General features: G+C 70.9%; 17 protein-coding genes. 9 read left to right on the top strand and 8 right to left on the bottom strand.

Going from position 1 to position 16,871, the window contains the following annotated elements:
• The first annotated feature begins 21 nt into the window (after positions 1-21).
• The 3 genes from JJ691_RS32055 (at position 22) to JJ691_RS32045 (ending at position 2,087) form a co-directional block, all read left to right on the top strand.
• A complete protein-coding gene (locus tag JJ691_RS32055) occupies positions 22-639 on the top strand; it encodes a hypothetical protein (protein ID WP_211763317.1) in 618 nt (205 codons plus the stop codon).
• Between the two features lie 117 nt (positions 640-756).
• Entirely contained in the window at positions 757-1,401 is a 645-nt protein-coding gene (locus JJ691_RS32050) for an RNA polymerase sigma factor (RefSeq protein WP_442912490.1), read from the top strand.
• Positions 1,398-2,087, top strand: a complete 690-nt coding sequence (locus JJ691_RS32045) for a hypothetical protein (protein WP_211763315.1) — start codon at positions 1,398-1,400, stop codon at positions 2,085-2,087. Before JJ691_RS32050 ends, JJ691_RS32045 begins: the two co-directional genes overlap by 4 nt.
• On the opposite strand, the gene JJ691_RS32040 is transcribed toward JJ691_RS32045, so the two are convergent.
• Both JJ691_RS32040 and JJ691_RS32035 read right to left on the bottom strand, forming a co-directional pair.
• On the bottom strand, positions 2,084-3,364 hold the full coding sequence (locus tag JJ691_RS32040) for a serine hydrolase domain-containing protein (RefSeq protein ID WP_211763314.1): 1,281 nt from the start codon (positions 3,362-3,364) through the stop codon (positions 2,084-2,086). The two genes, JJ691_RS32045 and JJ691_RS32040, sit on opposite strands and share 4 nt — an antisense overlap.
• Positions 3,364-4,011: a winged helix-turn-helix transcriptional regulator gene (locus JJ691_RS32035; RefSeq protein ID WP_211763313.1), complete on the bottom strand. Its 648-nt coding sequence runs from the start codon at positions 4,009-4,011 to the stop codon at positions 3,364-3,366. The genes JJ691_RS32040 and JJ691_RS32035 overlap by 1 nt, the downstream gene beginning before the upstream one ends.
• 120 nt (positions 4,012-4,131) lie before the next feature.
• Here JJ691_RS32035 and JJ691_RS32030 point away from each other — a divergent pair, with 120 nt between their 5' ends.
• Both JJ691_RS32030 and JJ691_RS32025 read left to right on the top strand, forming a co-directional pair.
• A complete protein-coding gene (locus tag JJ691_RS32030; protein WP_211763312.1) occupies positions 4,132-4,830 on the top strand; it encodes an SDR family oxidoreductase in 699 nt (232 codons plus the stop codon).
• A gap of 199 nt (positions 4,831-5,029) precedes the next feature.
• Positions 5,030-6,598 carry a carboxylesterase/lipase family protein gene (locus tag JJ691_RS32025; RefSeq protein ID WP_211763311.1) on the top strand — a complete coding sequence of 523 codons (1,569 nt, stop codon included), beginning with the start codon at positions 5,030-5,032 and terminating at the stop codon, positions 6,596-6,598.
• Here JJ691_RS32025 and JJ691_RS32020 read toward each other — a convergent pair.
• Positions 6,595-7,488 (bottom strand): LysR substrate-binding domain-containing protein, encoded by an 894-nt coding sequence (locus tag JJ691_RS32020; RefSeq protein WP_211763310.1) that lies wholly within the window; start codon positions 7,486-7,488, stop codon positions 6,595-6,597. The two genes, JJ691_RS32025 and JJ691_RS32020, sit on opposite strands and share 4 nt — an antisense overlap.
• A 91-nt stretch (positions 7,489-7,579) precedes the next feature.
• Here JJ691_RS32020 and JJ691_RS32015 point away from each other — a divergent pair, with 91 nt between their 5' ends.
• Genes JJ691_RS32015 through JJ691_RS32005 form a run of 3 tightly spaced genes read left to right on the top strand, consistent with a single transcriptional unit; the run spans position 7,580 to position 11,263 of the window.
• Positions 7,580-8,539 (top strand): MBL fold metallo-hydrolase, encoded by a 960-nt coding sequence (locus JJ691_RS32015; RefSeq protein ID WP_211763309.1) that lies wholly within the window; start codon positions 7,580-7,582, stop codon positions 8,537-8,539.
• Positions 8,536-10,038: an FAD-dependent monooxygenase gene (locus JJ691_RS32010; protein WP_211763308.1), complete on the top strand. Its 1,503-nt coding sequence runs from the start codon at positions 8,536-8,538 to the stop codon at positions 10,036-10,038. The genes JJ691_RS32015 and JJ691_RS32010 overlap by 4 nt, the downstream gene beginning before the upstream one ends.
• 25 nt (positions 10,039-10,063) lie before the next feature.
• A complete protein-coding gene (locus JJ691_RS32005; RefSeq protein WP_211763307.1) occupies positions 10,064-11,263 on the top strand; it encodes a cytochrome P450 family protein in 1,200 nt (399 codons plus the stop codon).
• On the opposite strand, the gene JJ691_RS32000 is transcribed toward JJ691_RS32005, so the two are convergent.
• From JJ691_RS32000 to JJ691_RS31985, 4 genes are read right to left on the bottom strand one after another with little or no spacing between them, the layout of a single operon-like run.
• Positions 11,253-11,846, bottom strand: a complete 594-nt coding sequence (locus JJ691_RS32000; protein WP_211763306.1) for a TOPRIM nucleotidyl transferase/hydrolase domain-containing protein — start codon at positions 11,844-11,846, stop codon at positions 11,253-11,255. The genes JJ691_RS32005 and JJ691_RS32000 overlap by 11 nt on opposite strands.
• Positions 11,847-11,889: 43 nt before the next feature.
• Positions 11,890-13,335: a flavin-containing monooxygenase gene (locus JJ691_RS31995; RefSeq protein WP_211763305.1), complete on the bottom strand. Its 1,446-nt coding sequence runs from the start codon at positions 13,333-13,335 to the stop codon at positions 11,890-11,892.
• Entirely contained in the window at positions 13,325-14,164 is an 840-nt protein-coding gene (locus JJ691_RS31990) for an SDR family NAD(P)-dependent oxidoreductase (protein ID WP_211763304.1), read from the bottom strand. The genes JJ691_RS31995 and JJ691_RS31990 overlap by 11 nt, the downstream gene beginning before the upstream one ends.
• Positions 14,165-14,174: 10 nt before the next feature.
• Positions 14,175-15,470: a cytochrome P450 gene (locus JJ691_RS31985; RefSeq protein ID WP_211763303.1), complete on the bottom strand. Its 1,296-nt coding sequence runs from the start codon at positions 15,468-15,470 to the stop codon at positions 14,175-14,177.
• 94 nt (positions 15,471-15,564) lie between these two features.
• Between JJ691_RS31985 and JJ691_RS31980 the strand changes: the two genes are divergently transcribed.
• The gene (locus JJ691_RS31980) at positions 15,565-16,146 is read left to right on the top strand and encodes a TetR/AcrR family transcriptional regulator (protein WP_249227150.1); all 582 of its coding nucleotides are present in this window, start codon (positions 15,565-15,567) and stop codon (positions 16,144-16,146) included.
• Positions 16,147-16,170: 24 nt separating this feature from the next.
• On the opposite strand, the gene JJ691_RS31975 is transcribed toward JJ691_RS31980, so the two are convergent.
• Positions 16,171-16,863 carry a class I SAM-dependent methyltransferase gene (locus JJ691_RS31975; RefSeq protein ID WP_249227149.1) on the bottom strand — a complete coding sequence of 231 codons (693 nt, stop codon included), beginning with the start codon at positions 16,861-16,863 and terminating at the stop codon, positions 16,171-16,173.
• Positions 16,864-16,871: the final 8 nt, after the last annotated feature.

Raw genomic sequence — 16,871 nt, 5'->3', positions numbered from 1 at the left:
GCCGGTGGGAACACACCGGGCATGACGACGAAGAAGCTGACCTTGACCCTGTCCGTGGCCGCCGCGGCCGTCGCGATCGCCGCCGGCAGCGCGGTGGCGTTCGCCGCCATCCCCAGCTCGGCGCCGACCGTGAACGTGGCGGCCGGCGCCGCCGACGACCACGCCACCGGGGACGCGCTGATCGCCAAGGAGTGCGTGCGCAACACCCAGGGCATCCCCAACCCGGCCAGCTGGCGCGCGGGCGCCCGCTACGACCTGAGCGCCCAGCTGGGCTTCCTGGTGATCCGCAACGACAAGCAGGCGGCCGTCTGCGTGATCGAGAACGGCAAGGCCGGCAGCGTGATGGGCGGCGACGTGAGCACGCGCCACACCTACACCAACCTCACCTCGGCGCGGCCGTTCGACTACCTCAGCTCCTGGAACACCGACAACGAGTCCGTCCACTTCGGAATCGCCACCGACAACGTGGCCAAGGTGGCGCTGGTGGGTCCGGACGGCTCGCAGACCCCCACTGTCCTCAAGGACGGCACGTTCATCGCCAAGACCAAGTTCGCCGAGGACAGCAACCAGTCCACGAGCAACCACGTCCGAGCGACCCTCGACAACGGCCAGGTGGTGACCGGTCCGTTCCGCGGCTAGCATCCGAATCCGGCCGCGTCGCTGACCAGCGGCGCGGCCGGAGCTCGGCTGTCAGCCAGACGCAACACTGGCCAGGCGAGTGGGAACTCAATGGGTGTGACGACGGCTGGAGAATGGGTGCGGCGACCCGAGACGCGCGCCGGGCAGGACGGCGACGCGGACCCTCAGGCTCCTCCGCTGAGCGACGACCAGGCGCTCTGGGAGCAGGCCGCGCGCGGCGACCGCGGCGCGTTCGGCGAGCTGTACCGGCGGCATGCCGAGGCGGTGTGGAACTACGCCTACCGCCTGACCGGATCGTGGTCGGTGGCCGAGGACCTGACCTCCTCGACCTTCCTGGCCGCGTGGCACAAGTTGTCCGAGATGACGCTGGTCAACGCCAGCGCGCGGCCGTGGCTGTTCACCGTGGCCAGCAACCTGGCCCGGCACGAGTTCCGCCGCGCCGGCCGGTTCTCCCGGGTGCTGACCCGGATCCCGCTCAACGACACCACCCGCGACCACGCCGACGACGTGGTCGACCAGATGGACGCCGACCACCGGCTGCGGGAGGTGCTCGACGCCGTCGAACGGCTGCCCAAAGGGGAGCGGCGGGCGGTCGAGCTGTGCCTGCTCGGTGAGGTGTCCATCGCCGACGCCGCCGAGGTGCTGGGCATCGCCGAGGTGAGCGTGCGGGCCCGGATCTCGCGTGCCCGCAGTAAGCTTCGTGGCTTACTGCGCGACACCGGCCCGGGCATCGACTTGAGAGCCCTTGAGGAGGGGCCATGAACGAGACCGCCGACCTGCCGGAGCAGCGACCGATGCCCGAGGGCCTGCGGGATCGGTTGTGGGAGGAGATCGAGCCGCAGCTGGAGGTGCCGGGCAACCGGTTTCGCACCTGGCGTGCGCCGCTGACGGCCGCCGCCGCGGTGATCCTGCTGGCCGCCGGTGTGGTGTTCGCCCTGCCGCTGATTCGGGGCGGGGGCCCGGCAACCGCCGCCGCCGGCCCGGACATGCAGCTGGTCAACGACTGCATCCACACCCCCTACGCCGAGATCCCGTCGGGCAGCTGGCGGGCGGGCGCCAAGCTCGACTACGACTCGAAGCTCAGCTACGTGGTGATCCGCAGTGACGAGTACGCGGGTGTCTGCGTCCTGACCAACGGCAAGCCCACGGGCATCATGGGCGGCGTCAGCACCCGCCACACGTACGGCAATCTCACCGCCTCGCGACCGTGGGACTATCTCAGCTCCGACAACTTCGACACCGAGTCCATCCACTTCGGAATCACAGCCGGCAACGTGGCCCAGGTGGCGCTGGTGGGCCCGGACAAGGTGGCCGTTCCCACGACCCTGAAGGACGGCACGTTCATCGTGCGGACCAAGTTCGCCGAGGACAGCAACAGCTACACCAGCAACCGCGTCAAGGCCACTCTCGACACCGGGCAGGTGATCGAGGGCCCGTTCCGCTCCTAGCGGCGCTTCGCGGTCAGGACCAGATCCTGCTGGCGCAGCTCCAGAACCTGGTCCACCACAGTGAGCTCGCAGTCCAGCCCGACGGCCCGCAACCGGCCGTCGGGCTGGACCCGCAACGTGATCGGGGGCTGCCCGGGCGCGTGCAGGACAAGATCGTCGGTGATGGTGATCGAGTAGCCGTCGTGCACGTCGTACGTCCCCGCGACGCCGGTCGACGTGACCTGCGGGGTCTGTCCGTACTGGTGTTCGGCGGCGGCCAGCACCGCGCGCCGGACCTCGTCGGCCATCTCGTTGTTGGTCATCACGGCCATCGTCGTGCCGGTGGCCGGCCAGGTGAACAGCCAGCAGCCGTAGCCGGCGTTGCCGCCGGTGTGGCCGAACCTGTCGTCTCGCACGAAGGTCCCCAGGCCGATGCCGCCCGGCACCTGCGGCGTGATCATCTCGTTAGCCAGTTCCCGGGACAGCAGCTCGGATCGGCCGGCGATGGCCTGCGCCATCTCGACGCCCACCCGGGTCAGATCCGACGGCGTGGTCCACATACCGGCCCCGGCCAGCTCCGGCTGCACCCGCCAACCGCCGCGCAGCTGCGTGCCGTTCACGTGGTGGCCGGCGGCGACTTCGCCGTGGCGGTGCGGGAAATCCTGGTCGTAGCTGCTGTCGTCCATGCCCAGCGGTGCCAGCACCAGCGACTGCATCAGCTCGGCGAAGCCGGTTCTGGTGACGTCCTCCAGCAGCTGCTGCAACACGGCGTAGTGACTGCCGGAATAGCGGAAAGCACTGCCCGGCAACATGGTCGCCCGCACCGGCGGGCTCGTCGCCGGCAGCCGACCGGCCAACACGTCGACCATCTCCGGCACCGCCTCGCCCGGGCCGAATCCCCGGAACCAGTTGTAGGACAACCCGGCGGTGTGGGCCAGCAGCTGCCGGATCGTCACCACCGGCCGCCAGCCATCGGTCGCCGGCAGCCGCCACGACGTCAGGTATGCCTCGATGTTCTCGTCGAGATCCAGCACGCCGTGATCCACCAACCGGACCGTGCCGAACGCCGCCACGTGCTTGCTGATCGAGCAGGCCTGGAAGATCGAGCGGGGGCTCACCTGCTCCCCGTACGCCTGCGACCACGGCTCGGCGCCGTCCTGCCGCACCGCGAGACTCACCGCCGGCACGTCGTAGAGCCGCATCAGCTCCGGCAGTCCGACCTGGTCGGGCGAGGCCTGTAACCATTGCGACTGACGGTCCAGTCGCGTCAGCACGGACGGCCACTCCGCCGGCAGCATCAGGCCCCCTGAGCGGTGAACAGGTGGAGAAAGGTGTCCAGCAGTTCGCGCGGTCCGGCCAGCTGGACCAGGCCGCATTTCATGGCCTGCATGAGGTTCTCGTACGACGGCAGCTCGCCGGCCGGGTCGACGGTGACGACGAGGTCGGGGTCGCCCGGGGCGGGGCCGGGGCCGATGTCGGGCTTGCCGTCGGTGACGACGGCGTGCAGCACCAGGTCGGCGGCGCGGATCTCCCAGGAGGCGGTGAGGCCGGCGGCCGCCCCGTGGTTGAACGTCGCCCGCAGGGTCATGGTGACCGACTCGGGGGTGACGATGTCGCCCGGCCGGGGTTCGCCGAGCTGGGTGGCGCCCCAGCGGCCGAGGGCGAGGATGGCCGGTTCGAGCTCGTGGCCGGCGGCGGTCAGCGTGTAGACGACGCCCCGCTGCGGCGCGGGCGCGACCTGGCGCTCCACGATGCCGGCCTGTTCCAGCTCCTTGAGCCGGGTGGAGAGCACGTTGGTGGGAATGCCCGGCAGGCCTTCGAGCAGGTCGGTGTAGCGGCGCGGGCGCACCGTGAGATCCCGGACGACCAGCAGGGCCCAGCGCTCACCCACCAACTCCAGGGCCCGTGCCAGACCGCAGTGCTGGCCGAACTCGCGTCGCTTCACGCGTCTAACGTAGCAAACTTGCTCAAACGAAGCTTACTTGCAAAAACGAAGCTTGATGGTTAGCGTCGTTGCCACACCCCCGCGATGCCGAGTGGCCGCGGGCTACGGAAGGAACCGACGATGACAACCCTGAGCAACGCCACCGTGTTCGTGACCGGCGCCAACGGCGGGCTCGGCACGGCGTTGGTCGCCGGCGCGCTGGAGCGAGGCGCCCGCCGGGTCTACGCGGCGGCCCGCGCGCCCAGGGCCTGGGACGACGACCGCGTTGTGCCGGTGCGGCTGGACGTGACCGACCCGGCCTCCGTCGAGCAGGCCCTCGATCAGGCCGGCGACACCACGATCCTGGTCAACAACGCCGCCGTCTTCCCGCGGGGAGACCTGCTGACCGCCCCGTTCGACGACATCACGGACACCATCGAGACCAACCTGATCGGCGCGATCCGCCTCACCCGTGCGTTCGCGCCGGCGCTGCGGGAAGCCAAGGGCGCACTGGTCAACGTGGGCTCGGTGCTGAGCTGGTTCGCCGTCGGCAAGGCGCACAGCGTGTCCAAGGCGGGACTGTGGATGGCCACGAACGCCTTCCGGCTGGAGCTCGCGCCGGACGGGGTCCAGGTGCTCGGCGTCTACCCGGGTCCGACCGACACGCCGATGCAGGAGGGCAGCGACCGGTCCGGCATGAACAAGCCGGCCGACGTGGCCGCCGCCGTCTTCGACGCGTTGGCGGCGGGCGAGCACGAACTGCTCGTCGACGAGCTGAGCAAGAAGGTGCGCGCCGCGATCTCGCAGCCCGTCACCGCGCTGTACCCGGCCCTCGCCTGAACGGCGGCAAACACGAATAAAGCTCACCTGGATAACCACACCGCCGGCCTGGAGACAGTGGTCATGCCGGCGGTGCGGTCGAACCTGTCCGTTGGCGGCCGGGGTGGAACTTTAGTCGCATGGTGGTCCGCGAAGGTCGTCGCCGGTTCGCCACCATCGAGCGATACGGCCGACCGGCCGGTGGCCGTACCGTGAAACCATGCCCACAAAAGGTATTCGGTCCACCGCTGTCTCCCTGACCGCCGTGCTGGCCGCCACCCTGGGCTTTGTCGGGGTGTCGACCGCGTCGGGTCAGTCCACAAGGGACGTCGTGCCAACCGGAAGCGGATTTGTGCGAGGAACCCTCGATGGCCAGTCCAGAGTGTTCAGCGGGATTCCGTTCGCGGCCCCGCCGACCGGTGACCGGCGGTGGCGGCCGCCGCGGCCGGCGGCGTCCTGGTCGGGCGTGCGGGACGCGACGAAGCGGCCGGCGCCGTGCCCGCAGCTGGGCGAGGACGGGAACTCGCTGATGCCGGGCTCGTCGGAGGACTGCCTCTACCTGAACGTCACCACGCCACAGCGGGCCGACGCCAAGCCGAAGCCGGTCATGGTGTGGCTGCACGGCGGGGGCTTCTACTCCGGCGCGGCCACCTACTACGACGGCCGCCGGCTCTCCCGGGCCGGCGACGTCGTCGTGGTCACGGTCGCCTACCGGTTGGGAGCACTCGGGTTCTTCGGCTATCCGGGATTGCCCGACTCCGGCACGTTCGGCCTCGCCGACCAGCAGGCCGGGCTGCGCTGGGTGCACGACAACATCCGGGCCTTCGGCGGCGATCCCGACAACGTCACGGTGTTCGGCGAGTCGGCCGGCGGGCTGTCCACCTGCGCGCAGCTGGCCTCGCCGGGCACGACGGGCCTGATCGACCGGGCGATCGTGGAAAGTGGCGCCTGCGACACCAACTTTCCGGCCAACCTGAACTACCCGGATTCGACGGCGCAGCCGTTCTGGGTCCCGCAGGACACGATCGCGGCCCGGGGCCGGGAACTGGCCGGCCGGCTGGGCTGCGCCGACCTCGACTGCGTGCGCGAGGCCGACCTGCTGACGCTGGTCAAGGCCAACGGCGACTTCGAGCAGGTGGGCTACGGCACGCCGCTGCTGCCGCTGGATCCGCGGCTGGCGCTGCGGACGGGCGCGTTCAACCACGTCCCGGTGATGCAGGGAAACACCCGGGAGGAGCAGGGCTTCTTCGGTTGGCTGTACCAGGAGAACGGCAAGTTCGACGCGACGGCGTACCGGCACAACCTGGTCAAGAGCTTCGGCGACCAGGCCGACGTGGTGGCGCGGGAGTACCCGCTGTCGGTGCACGACTCGCCGATGCGGGCGTGGAACACCCTGGCCACGGACCGGGCCTGGATCTGCCCGGCGCTGACCGCGAACCGCCAGCTGGCGCGGCGGGTTCCGGTCTACAGCTTCTCCTTCGCCGACCGCGCCGCGCCCGACATCATCGGCTTTCCGGCCGGCTACGACCAGGGCGCCTACCACTCGTCGGAGGTGTCGTACCTGTTCGACCTGGGGGTCCGGTTCACCGAGCAGCAGGCCGAGCTGTCCCGGCAGATGGTGGGCTACTGGACCAACTTCGCCCGCACCGGCGACCCGAACGGAGCCGGCCTGCCCGCGTGGCCCCGCTTCGCTGACGGCGACACCACCCGGTCGCTGCAGCCGGTCGGCGCCACCCGGACCGACCTGAGCCGGGACCACCACTGCGACTTCTGGTCCCAGCTGTCCTAAGTGGATGATCCCAGACAGAACTCCACGAACGCCTCGGCCCGGCGGTTGAGCCGCATCGTCTTGGGCCACGCGACCAGCACGTGCGAGGGCTCGATGGGCTCGGTGATCTCCTTGACGACCACCGGGTTTCCCTCGTACGTGCGGTCGTTGACCGGCCGCTGCACGAGCAGGGCGTAGCCCATGCCCCGGCCGACCAGCGCCCGGGTGAGCTCGAAAGTGGTTGGCCGGTAACGAACATCAGGGCTCACACCGAAGCGTTCGAAGATGGACAGCGTGTTCTGCGAGCTGGGCGGCGCGTCCAGCAGCACCATGGGCTCGTCGGCCAAATCGACCAGTGACACGGCGGGCTGCCCGGCCAGGCGGTGGTCGGCCGGCAGCAGGATGTGCGGCCGGGCCGAGCCGATCACCACCCGGGTCATCTCCGGCCGCACCTGCATGTCGTACAGGATCGCCAGGTCGAGTTCGCCGACCAGCAGCCGCCGTTGCAGCACGTCCTGGGTGTCCTCGGTGAACTCGACGGTGAGATCGGGATGCAGCGCCGAGAACTCCTGCAGCAGCGGGGGAAGCACGGTCGGCGCGAGCGTCACGTAGCAGCCGAGGGACAGCACGCCGCTCAACGCCCCGCCGCCGGACGCGGCGCTCTCCAGGTCCTGGGCCCGGCGCAGCAGGTCGCGGGCGTGCCGCAGCACCTGGGCGCCGGACGGGGTGAGCGTGATGCCGTGGGCCTTGCGGCGCACCGCCAGCTGCACGCCCAGCGCCCGCTCCAGGTCGGTCAGCGACTGGGACAGGCCGGGCTGGGACACCCGCAGCCGCGCGGCCGCCTCGCTCAGGGTGCCGGCCTCGGCGACGGCCACGAAGTACTCCAGCTGGCGCAGCGAGAACCGACTCATAGGTTCCCCTTATGTGTCTCAGAATATTCCCGTCCTTTTCCAATATATGTCGCCGCTGTCACAGTGGGTGGACCCGATCGGAAGGACTGCCATGGCCAAGCCGTTCGCCTCCTCGGCCGACCTCGGCGACAAGACCGAGACCCTGGACGTCGTCGCCGACGGCGTCTATGCCCTGACCGCCGAGGGCGACCCCAACGTCGGCGCGATCGAGGGCGAGGACTTCCTGGTGGCGTTCGAGGCCCGCGCCACCCCGGTCGCCGCCCGCGGCTGGCTCGACCGGCTGCGCGAGCACACCGACAAACCGGTCCGCTACCTGGTGCTCTCGCACTACCACGCGGTCCGCGTGCTCGGCGCGTCCGCCTTCGACGCCGACGTCATCGTCACCCACGACAACACCCGCAAGCTGATCGCCGAGCGCGGCCAGCAGGACTGGGACAGCGAGTTCGCCCGGATGCCGCGCCTGTTCCGCGAACCCGCGTCGGTGCCCGGTCTCACCTGGCCGGACGTCACGTTCAGCGACTCGATGACCATCCAGCTCGGCGGCGACCGCGGCGAGCTGGTGCTCCAGTACTGCGGCCGCGGCCACACCGCCGGCGACATCGTGGCCTGGTTGCCTCGGCGGAAGGTGCTGTTCGCCGGCGACCTGGTCGAGGCGGAAGCCGCGCTGTACACCGGGGACGCCTTCCACACCGACTGGTCGACCGGAACTCTGGACCGGGTCAAGGAGTTCGGCGCGGAGGTGTTGATCGGCGGTCGCGGCGGCGTCACGCGCGGTCGTGACTCGGTGGACGCCGCCATCGAGCAGACGCGGTCGTTTCTCCTGGTCATGCGGGAGAAGGTCGGCGATGTGCACCGCCGCGGCGGCACCGTGAAGGAGGCCTTCGAGGCGACACATGCCGCGCTGGCCCCGAAGTTCGGGGCGTGGCCGATCTTCGAGCACTGCCTGCCCTTCGACGTGCAGCGCCTGTGGGACGAGTTCGACGGCGTCGACTGGCCGCGGATCTGGACCGCCGAGCGGGACCGTGAAGTCTGGGACGTGTTGCAGGGATGAGCGCGCCGGTCGCGGTCATCGGCAACGGCCCCGTCGGCCAGACCACCGCGCTGCTGCTGGCCCGCTGGGGGATTCCGGTGGTGCTGCTCGATTCCCGGCCGGCTCGCGACGAGGTCGGCTCCAAGGCGATCTGCCAGCAGCGCGACGTCCTGGACATCTGGTCGGCCGTCGGGGCCGGCCGGATCGCCGACGACGGTCTCATGTGGACGACCGCGCGCACGTTCTACCGGGACCGGGAGCTGTTCAGCCGGTCGTTCGTCGACCCCGGCTGCTCCCCGTTGCCGGCGTTCGTCAACGTCTCCCAGTCCCACACCGAACGGGTGCTGGACGAGCGGATCGCCGCCCAGCCACTGATCGATGTCCGTTGGGGCCACGAGGTTGTCGGCGTCGAGCAGTCGGCCGACGGGGTGACGTTGACCTGCCTTGGCGGCGCGGAGATTCAGGCGTCGTACGCGGTCGCCGCCGCCGGGGCCCGTGGCGACCGGGTGCGGCGGCTGCTCGGCGTCGGCTTCGACGGGCAGAGTTTCGACGACCGGTTCCTGATCTGCGACATCCGGGCCGAGCTGCCCGGCTGGGAAACCGAGCGCCGTTTCCATTTCGACCCGGCCTGGAATCCCGGCCGCCAGGTGCTGATCCATCCCTGCCCCGACTCCACCTTCCGGATCGACTGGCAGGTGCCGGCCGAGTTCGACCCGGACCCGGCGGCGCTGGACACCCGCATCCGGCAGATCATCGGCGACCGGCCGTACGAGCTGGTGTGGCAGTCGGTCTACCGCTTCCACAGCCGGTGCGTCGACCGGATGCGGGTCGGCCGGGTGCTGCTGGCCGGGGACTGCGCGCACCTGGTCGCGCCGTTCGGGGCCCGTGGCCTCAACTCCGGCGTCGCCGACGCCGAGAACGCCGCCTGGAAGCTGGCTTTTGTGCTGCACGGCTGGGCGCCCGACACCCTGCTCGACTCGTACGACACCGAACGGCTGGCCGCCGCCCGCGAGAATCTGGCGATCACCAGCGCCACCATGCGTTTTCTCGTGCCGCGGACCGAGGCCGAGCGGGCCGCACGCCGGCGCATCCTCGATGCGGCCGTCGAAACCGCCGACGCCCGGGCCCTGGTCGACAGCGGCCGGTTCGCGGAACCGTTCTGCTACGCCGATTCCCCGCTGACCACCCCGGTCGCCGACCGGCCCGTCGGCGTCCTCGTACCCGATATGCCGGTGGCCGTGCCCGGCCGCCCCGACGTGGTCCGGCTCCGTCAGTTGGTCCGTGACGGCCTGCTCGCCCTCACCACCGACGACATCGACACCGCTCCCTTCAAGGCCGCCACCACCGCCCCGACCAGGGTGCTCCGGGTCGCTGACGTCGATCCGGGCGGTGTCCTCAAGGCCCGACCAGGGGAAACCTGGCTGCTCCGCCCCGACGGCCACATCGCCGCCGTGGTGCACTCCGCCGCCGACCTCGCCGCCGCGGCCCGCCGCGCCCTGGCCGTTTCACCCACGCGATGACCGCCGGCCTGGCACTCTGGACTCCATGTCCGCGCCACTGCTGTTCGGCCCAGCGTTCGACGCCGACCCCTCGCCCGCCTACGACTGGCTGCGGGTCCATTCCCCGGTGCATCGGGTCGACTTCCCCGGTGGGGCGTGGGCTTGGCTGATCACCCGCTACGACCACGCCGTCGAGGCGCTGCGGCATCCGGCGCTGGCCAAGAACCCGGCGCTGGCCGACGAGCGGTGGCAGCGCTCGGAGATGGGTCTGCCGCTGGACCACCGCCCCAGCCTGGTCGCCAGCGTGATCAACCGGGACGGCGCGGACCACGCCCGGCTGCGCAAGTCCGTGACCGGCGCGTTCACCCCACGGCGGATCCGCCCGCTGCGCGAGCACGCCGAGCGGCTGACCGTCGAGTTCCTGGACCGGATCGCCGATCGGGGACACGGCGACCTGGTGACCGAGCTGGCCTACCCGCTGCCGATGGCCGTCATCTGCGACCTGCTCGGCGTGCCGGAATCCGACCGCGAGGAGCTGCACCGCTGGGCCCTGGTGATCGACAGCAGCGACGACACCGAAGGCGACAACGTCCGTGCGGCCACCGACGCCCTCGACGGCCTGGTCGCCGCCCTGGTCGAGCGCAAGCGGCGGGAGCCGGGGCCGGACCTGGTCAGCGACCTCATCGCCCAGCAGGAGCGGGGCGAGCTCACCGCCGACGAGGTCACCTCCACGGCGTTCCTGATCCTCATCGGCGGCCACGAGACGACCGTCGGTCTCATCGGCAGCGCAGCCCTGGCCCTGCTCACCCATCCCGAGCACGCCGATCGAGCCCGTACCGATCCGGCTGTGCTGGAGGAGGTCGTCGAGGAAACCCTCCGCCTACACAGCCCGCTGCAGAACGCCACCTGGCGTTTTCCCACCGAGCAGGTCGAGATCGGCGGCCAGCGGATCAACCCCGGCGACCCCGTTCTGGTCTCGGTGCTCGCCGCCAACCGCGATCCCGAACGGTTCGAGCACCCCACCCAGTTCCGGCTGGGCCGCGAGGAGCGCCACATCGCCTTCGGTGTCGGCCCGCACATCTGCCTGGGGGCCGCGCTGGCCCGGCTCCAGGGCGAGATCGCCATCGGGACCATGCTGCACCGCTGTCCCGGCCTGGAACTGGCCGAGGATCCGGCCACCCTGCGCTGGTGGCCCAGCCCGATCACCCGTGGCCTGTACAACCTTCCGGTGTGGATCAGTCCTTAGTGGACACCCGGTCGAGCAGGGCGGCCAGCGGCCGGGGCATGCGGTCGAGCGGGATGGCCTCGGTGAGCAGGCGGGCGTAGCGGAGCTTGCGCTGAGAGCCGGCGGCCAGGAAGCGGCGCAGCTGCGCGGGTTCGGGTTTGCCCCGCCAAGCGGGTTGGCGCTGGATGATGCGGAACGCGGCGAGATCACCGTGGGCGGCAAGGACTTCCTGGACGAGGTCAGTGCCGGCGGCGCGGATGAGCTCGTCCTCCAGGTCGTGGTCGCAGATGAAGACCCCGAGCTGGGCCAAGCCGTGCTCGACGAGGTGGGCCTCGCCGGCATCGCAGAGAACGGCCAGGCGCGCGGTGGGGAAGCGCCGGAGATAGCGGCCGATGCCGTGGGCGCCGCCGGTGGGCAGCACAGCGATGTCGGCGGCGGCCAGGTCGAGACCGAGGCGGGGAGCGAGGGTCTCGACGGCGATCTGGTCGCTGATTCCCTCGACCAGCACGACAATCCGGGCCTGCGAGGCCCGTGTCAGGGCGACGGCGGTCGCCTCGGTGGCAGCCGCCGGCCCGCGCACATAACCGGCGAGGGGATCCCGCATGGGGTCACTGTGGTCCAGGGCCCCATGCGGGCGCCAGCGGGTTTCAGCCGAACCGCAGGGTGCCGTCGTCGATCCGGCCGTGCCGCAGCAGCACCGCGTCATTGAGGTAGCTCATGCCCAGCTGCCACGGCTTTCGCGACCCGGCCCGGGGAAACTCGTGCACGGAGCGCTGGACGTAGCCGGCCTGGAAGTCCAGCAGCGGCCGCTCGGCGACCTTGGGGCCGTCGTTGACCGGCACCACCCGCCGGAAGCCGTTGGCGTCCATGTGCCGCAGCACGCGGACGGTGAACTCGCTGACCAGGTCGGCCTTGAGCGTCCAGGACGCGTTGGTGTAGCCGACGGTGAACACCAGGTTCGGCAGGCCGCTGAGCATCAGACCCCTGTAGGCCATGGTCTCCGGCAGCTTGATCTCCCGGTCGTCCACGGTCAGCCGGATGCCGCCGAAGGCCAGCAGCCGCAGCCCGGTGGCGGTGACGACGATGTCGGCCGGCAGCTCGTCGCCGGACCGCAGCCGGATGCCCGACTCGGTGAACTCGGCGATCTCGTCGGTGGCCACGGAGGCCTTGCCGTGCCGGATGGCCCGGAACAGGTCGCCGTCGGGCACCAGGCACAGCCGCTGGTCCCACGGGTTGTAGCGCGGCCGGAAGTGCTTGTCGACGTCGTAACCGGCCGGCAGCAGCTTGACCGTCGCGTCCCGGATGATCCGCCGCACCAGCCCCGGGCGGCGCTGGCTGAGCTGGTACAGCAGGGTGGCGACCGCGACGTTCTTCCATCTTGCCGCCGCGTACCCCATACGGTCGCCGAGCAGGCGTCGCAGCCGGTCGGCGACCTGGTCGACGCCGGGCCGGGAGATGATGTACGTGGGGGAGCGCTGCAGCATGGTCACGTGCTTGGCCTTGTCGGTCATGGCCGGCACGAGCGTGACCGCGGTGGCGCCGCTGCCGATGACTACCACGTTCTTGTCGGCGTAGTCCAGGTCCTCGGGCCACTGCTGCGGGTGGATCACCGTGCCGTCGAACCGGTCGATGCCGGGGAACGTCGGGGAGTAGCCGCCGTCGTAGTGGTAGTAGCCGGTGCACACGTACAGGAACTTCGCGGTCAGCCGCACCGGCTTGCCGTTGTGCTCGGCGTTGACCGTCCACAGCGAGTCCTCCGTGGACCAACTCGCGGCGACGACCCGGTGGCCGTAGCGGATGTTCCGGTCGATGCCGGCCTCGGCGGCGGTGTCCTTGATGTAGCGCAGGATCGACGGCCCGTCGGCCAGCGACTTGGCCTCCGTCCACGGCCGGAACCGGTAGCCGAGGGTCTGCATGTCCGAGTCCGAACGCACGCCCGGGTAGCGGAACAGGTCCCAGGTGCCGCCCATCGCCTCCCGGGCTTCCAGGATCGTGTACGTGCGGTGGGGGAAGGCGGACCGGATGTGGTGGGCGGCGCCGACGCCGGACAACCCGGCGCCGACGATCACCACGTCGAGATGGTCACTGGCCACGTTGGCTCCCGAGGCGGTCGGCGATGCGGCTGAGCACGTCGTAGTAGTGGGTGGGGGCGATGCGGACGAGGGCGTCGAACACGTACGCGTCCGGCCCGACGAGGATACGTGCCCTGCCGGCCTCGACGCCCTGGTGGATGATCCGCGCTGCCTTGTCCGGCGTGGTCATGGCGATGGCGTCGAAGGACTTCACCATCTCCTCCTCGCTGCGGCCCTCGGGATCCTGGCGCATCCGTCCATTGCGGACGATGTTCGTCTTGATGCCGCCGGGGTGCACCGCGACCGCGCTGACGCCGGTGCCGCGCAGCTCGTGGCGCAGCGAGTCGGTGAAGCCGCGCACCGCGAACTTGGTGGCGCAGTAGGCGCTCTGGTACGGGATGCCGGCCAGCCCGAACACGCTGGACGTGTTCACGATCACGCCCTGGTCCTGCTCGACCAGGATCGGCAGGAAAGCCTTGGTGCCGTTGACAACGCCGTGGAAGTTGATGTCGTGCAGCCACTGCTCGTCGCCGGGGTCGCCGTCCAGCACGGTGGCCGACAGCGCGACGCCGGCGTTGTTGAACACCGCGGCCAGCGGGCCGGGCAGCCAGTCCCGCACCTCGTCGGCGAACTTCCTCTGCTCGGCGGCATCCCGGACGTCGAGCACGCGGGTGAGCACCCGTCCGCGCAGGGCCGCGGCGGTCTGCTTGAGCCCGGTCTCGTCCACGTCGGCGATGGCCACCGGCGAGCCGAGCCGGTTGAGTCGCAGCGCGAGGCCACGGCCGATGCCGGACGCGGCGCCGGTGATCATCACTGGGCGGCCGGTCAGCTTGGGGAGCTTTCGAGGCATGGCTGTCCTTTCAGGCGCGTCGGTGGACGACGGCGAGGCCGCCCTTGGCCGGCGCGTTGGCGATGCCCCGGTTGTGCCAGGCCTCGTCCGGCTCGGCCGTGGGGGCCAGGTCGAAATCGCGCAGCAGGGTCCGCAGCACCACGTTCAGCTCCATGGTCGCGAACGCCGCGCCCACACAGCGCCTGGTCCCGCCGCCGAACGGGATCCACTGGTAGAGATCGGGTTTGGCGGTCACGAACCGCTGCGGGTCGAACCGCCGCGGATTCGGGAACAGTTTGCCGTCGTCGTGGATGAGGGCGATGCTGACCAGCACCACGATGCCCCGGGGCAGCGTCCACCGGCCGAGGCGGTAGCCGTCGGCCCGGATCTTCCGGCCGACCATGTCGATCACCGGCCGGACCCGCTGGACCTCCAGGATCGTGGCCTCCCGCAACGTCTTTCCGCCGTCACGGGCCTCCTCGGTCAAGGCCCGCAACACGTCCGGGTGGCGGCGCAGGCGTTCGACCGCCCAGGCCAGCGTGGTCGCCGTGGTCTCGTGGCCGGCGGTGAGCAGGGTGAGCAGCTGGTCGGCGATGTCGCTGTGGCTCATCCGCGTGCCGTCGTCGTAGCGGGCCTGGAGCATCAGCGCCAGGATGTCCTCCCGCTCGTCGAGGTCGCCGGCCCGCTCCGCCTTGGTGATCAGGCGCGCCACGATCTCGTTGTACTCGCGGCGCATCAGGTTGAACCGGCCCCACGGGCTCCAGCGGCCCCAGTCGGCCGTGGGCACCGGCAGCACCGCCAGCAGCGAGCCGAGCTTCACCCAGCGCGGCAACAGATCCCGCAGGTGGTCGAACTCCTCGCCGTCGGCCCCGAACACCGCCCGCAGGATGATGTTGATGGTGATCCGCATCATCGCCGGCATGGTGGCGAACTCCTGACCGTCCGGCCACGAGGCGAACTCGCGGACGGTCTCGTCCGTCATGATCCGCTCGTACGCCGCGAGGCGACGGCCGTGGAACGGCGGCACCAGCAGCTTGCGCTGCTTGCGGTGCTCGTCGCCGGACAGCGCGAACAGCGATCCCGGCCCGAGCACCCGGCCCAGGTTGGGCTCCAGGTTGTCGGCGACCTCGGCGCCCGCCTGGAACAGCTGCTTGATCTCGGCGGCGTCGCTGATCACCAGCGCCCGGCCGAAGACCGGGGAGTTGATGGTGAACGCGTCGCCGTAGCGGTCGCGGGCCTGGCGCATGCCGCGCTGCGGCCGGGTCAGCGCGGAGACCGCCTGCACCAGACGGGGAGTGGACGGGCCGGGCGGGAGCAGAGTCGTCACGGGACCGGGCCTCCAAAGTGGTACGCCTGCGTACCGCGCTCACGGTACGCTGGTGTACCACCGGAGTTCAAGGGAGGCGTATAGCGTGGCGACGGTGACGACCACCCAGGCGGAGGCCCCGGCGGACTTCCGGCAGCGCCTGCTGGACGGGCTCGCGGTGTCGATCGGGGCGCGCGGCTACCAGGACACCACGGTCGCCGACATCGTGCGTGGGGCCAAGACCTCCCGCCGCACCTTCTACGAGCACTTCGCCAGCAAGGAAACCTGCTTCGTGGCCCTGATCACCGAGGCCAACGACGAGATGATCCGGACCATCTCGGCCGCGGTGGACTCGACCGCGCCCTGGCCGACCCAGGTCCGGCAGGCCGTCGAGACCTGGCTGGCCTGCGCCGACGCCCAGCGGGCGGTCACCCGCAGCTGGATTCGTGACATCCCGTCCCTCGGCCTGGTCGGCTGGGACCTCCAGCGGGATCTGATGGAGCGGTTCGTGCGGATGGTGCGGGTCCTCACCGAACGCGCCGTCGGCATCGATCCGGCCGACCGCGAGCTGACGATCGTGCTGCTCGGCGGCCTGCGGGAGCTGATCGCCAGCACGGTCGAGGACGGCCGCCAGGTCACCGACATCACCGAGCCGGCCGTCCGGGCCGCCATCGCCCTGCTCGGCCCCACGGCCTGAGCGGGCGACGGCGGTCCGCGGACCTCAGGCGTTGACCGCGGTGATCTGCCAGATCGGCAGCAGCACGTGGCCGTTGTCGTCGAACTCGACGGCCGCGTCCGGAACCAGGGCCAGCCACCGGTCGCGGGTGAAGTTCGTGGTGTAGCGGCGAATCTCCATGCGCTCGACCCGCCAGTGCTCGCCGAGGTCGCGGCGCAGGCTGGCCTCGTCGGTGTCGGCGGCCAGCGGGAAGAAGGCGCCGACGGTCTCCGGGAAGCACAGGATGTGCAGGCGGGCGCCGGGCCGGCAGCGGTCGTGCAGCGCGGCCAGGTAAGCCCGCCGCTGGTCGCCGCTCAGGCAGTGCATCAGCGCGGAGTCCAGCGCGCTGGCGAAGCCGTCGCCCACGCCGTCCAGCACGGTCGCGTCGGCCACGGCGAAGGTGACGTCCGCCCCGCGCGCCGCGGCCTTGGCCTGGTTCCGCTCGATGGCCGTCGGCGACGCGTCGACCGCGGTGACCTTGAGGCCCTGCTCGGCCAGGAACAGGGCGTTGTCGCCGAGGCCGCAACCGATCTCCAGCACCGGGCCGGTGAACTCACCGGCCTTGGCCAGCTCGATGACCAGCGGCTGCGGGCCGTCCAGCTGCCACGGAACGCCCTCCAGCGTCGGGCCGTCCTCGCCCATACGCACGGACTTGCCCTGGTAGAGCGCGTCGAAGTCCAACAGCTCCTGCTCGGTCACCGAGACTC

It is taken from the genome of Kutzneria sp. CA-103260, assembly GCF_018263855.1.
Classification (GTDB): Bacteria; Actinomycetota; Actinomycetes; order Mycobacteriales; family Pseudonocardiaceae; genus Kutzneria.
Note: the sequence above shows the minus strand (reverse complement) of the source record. Positions and strands in the feature narration are given on the sequence as shown.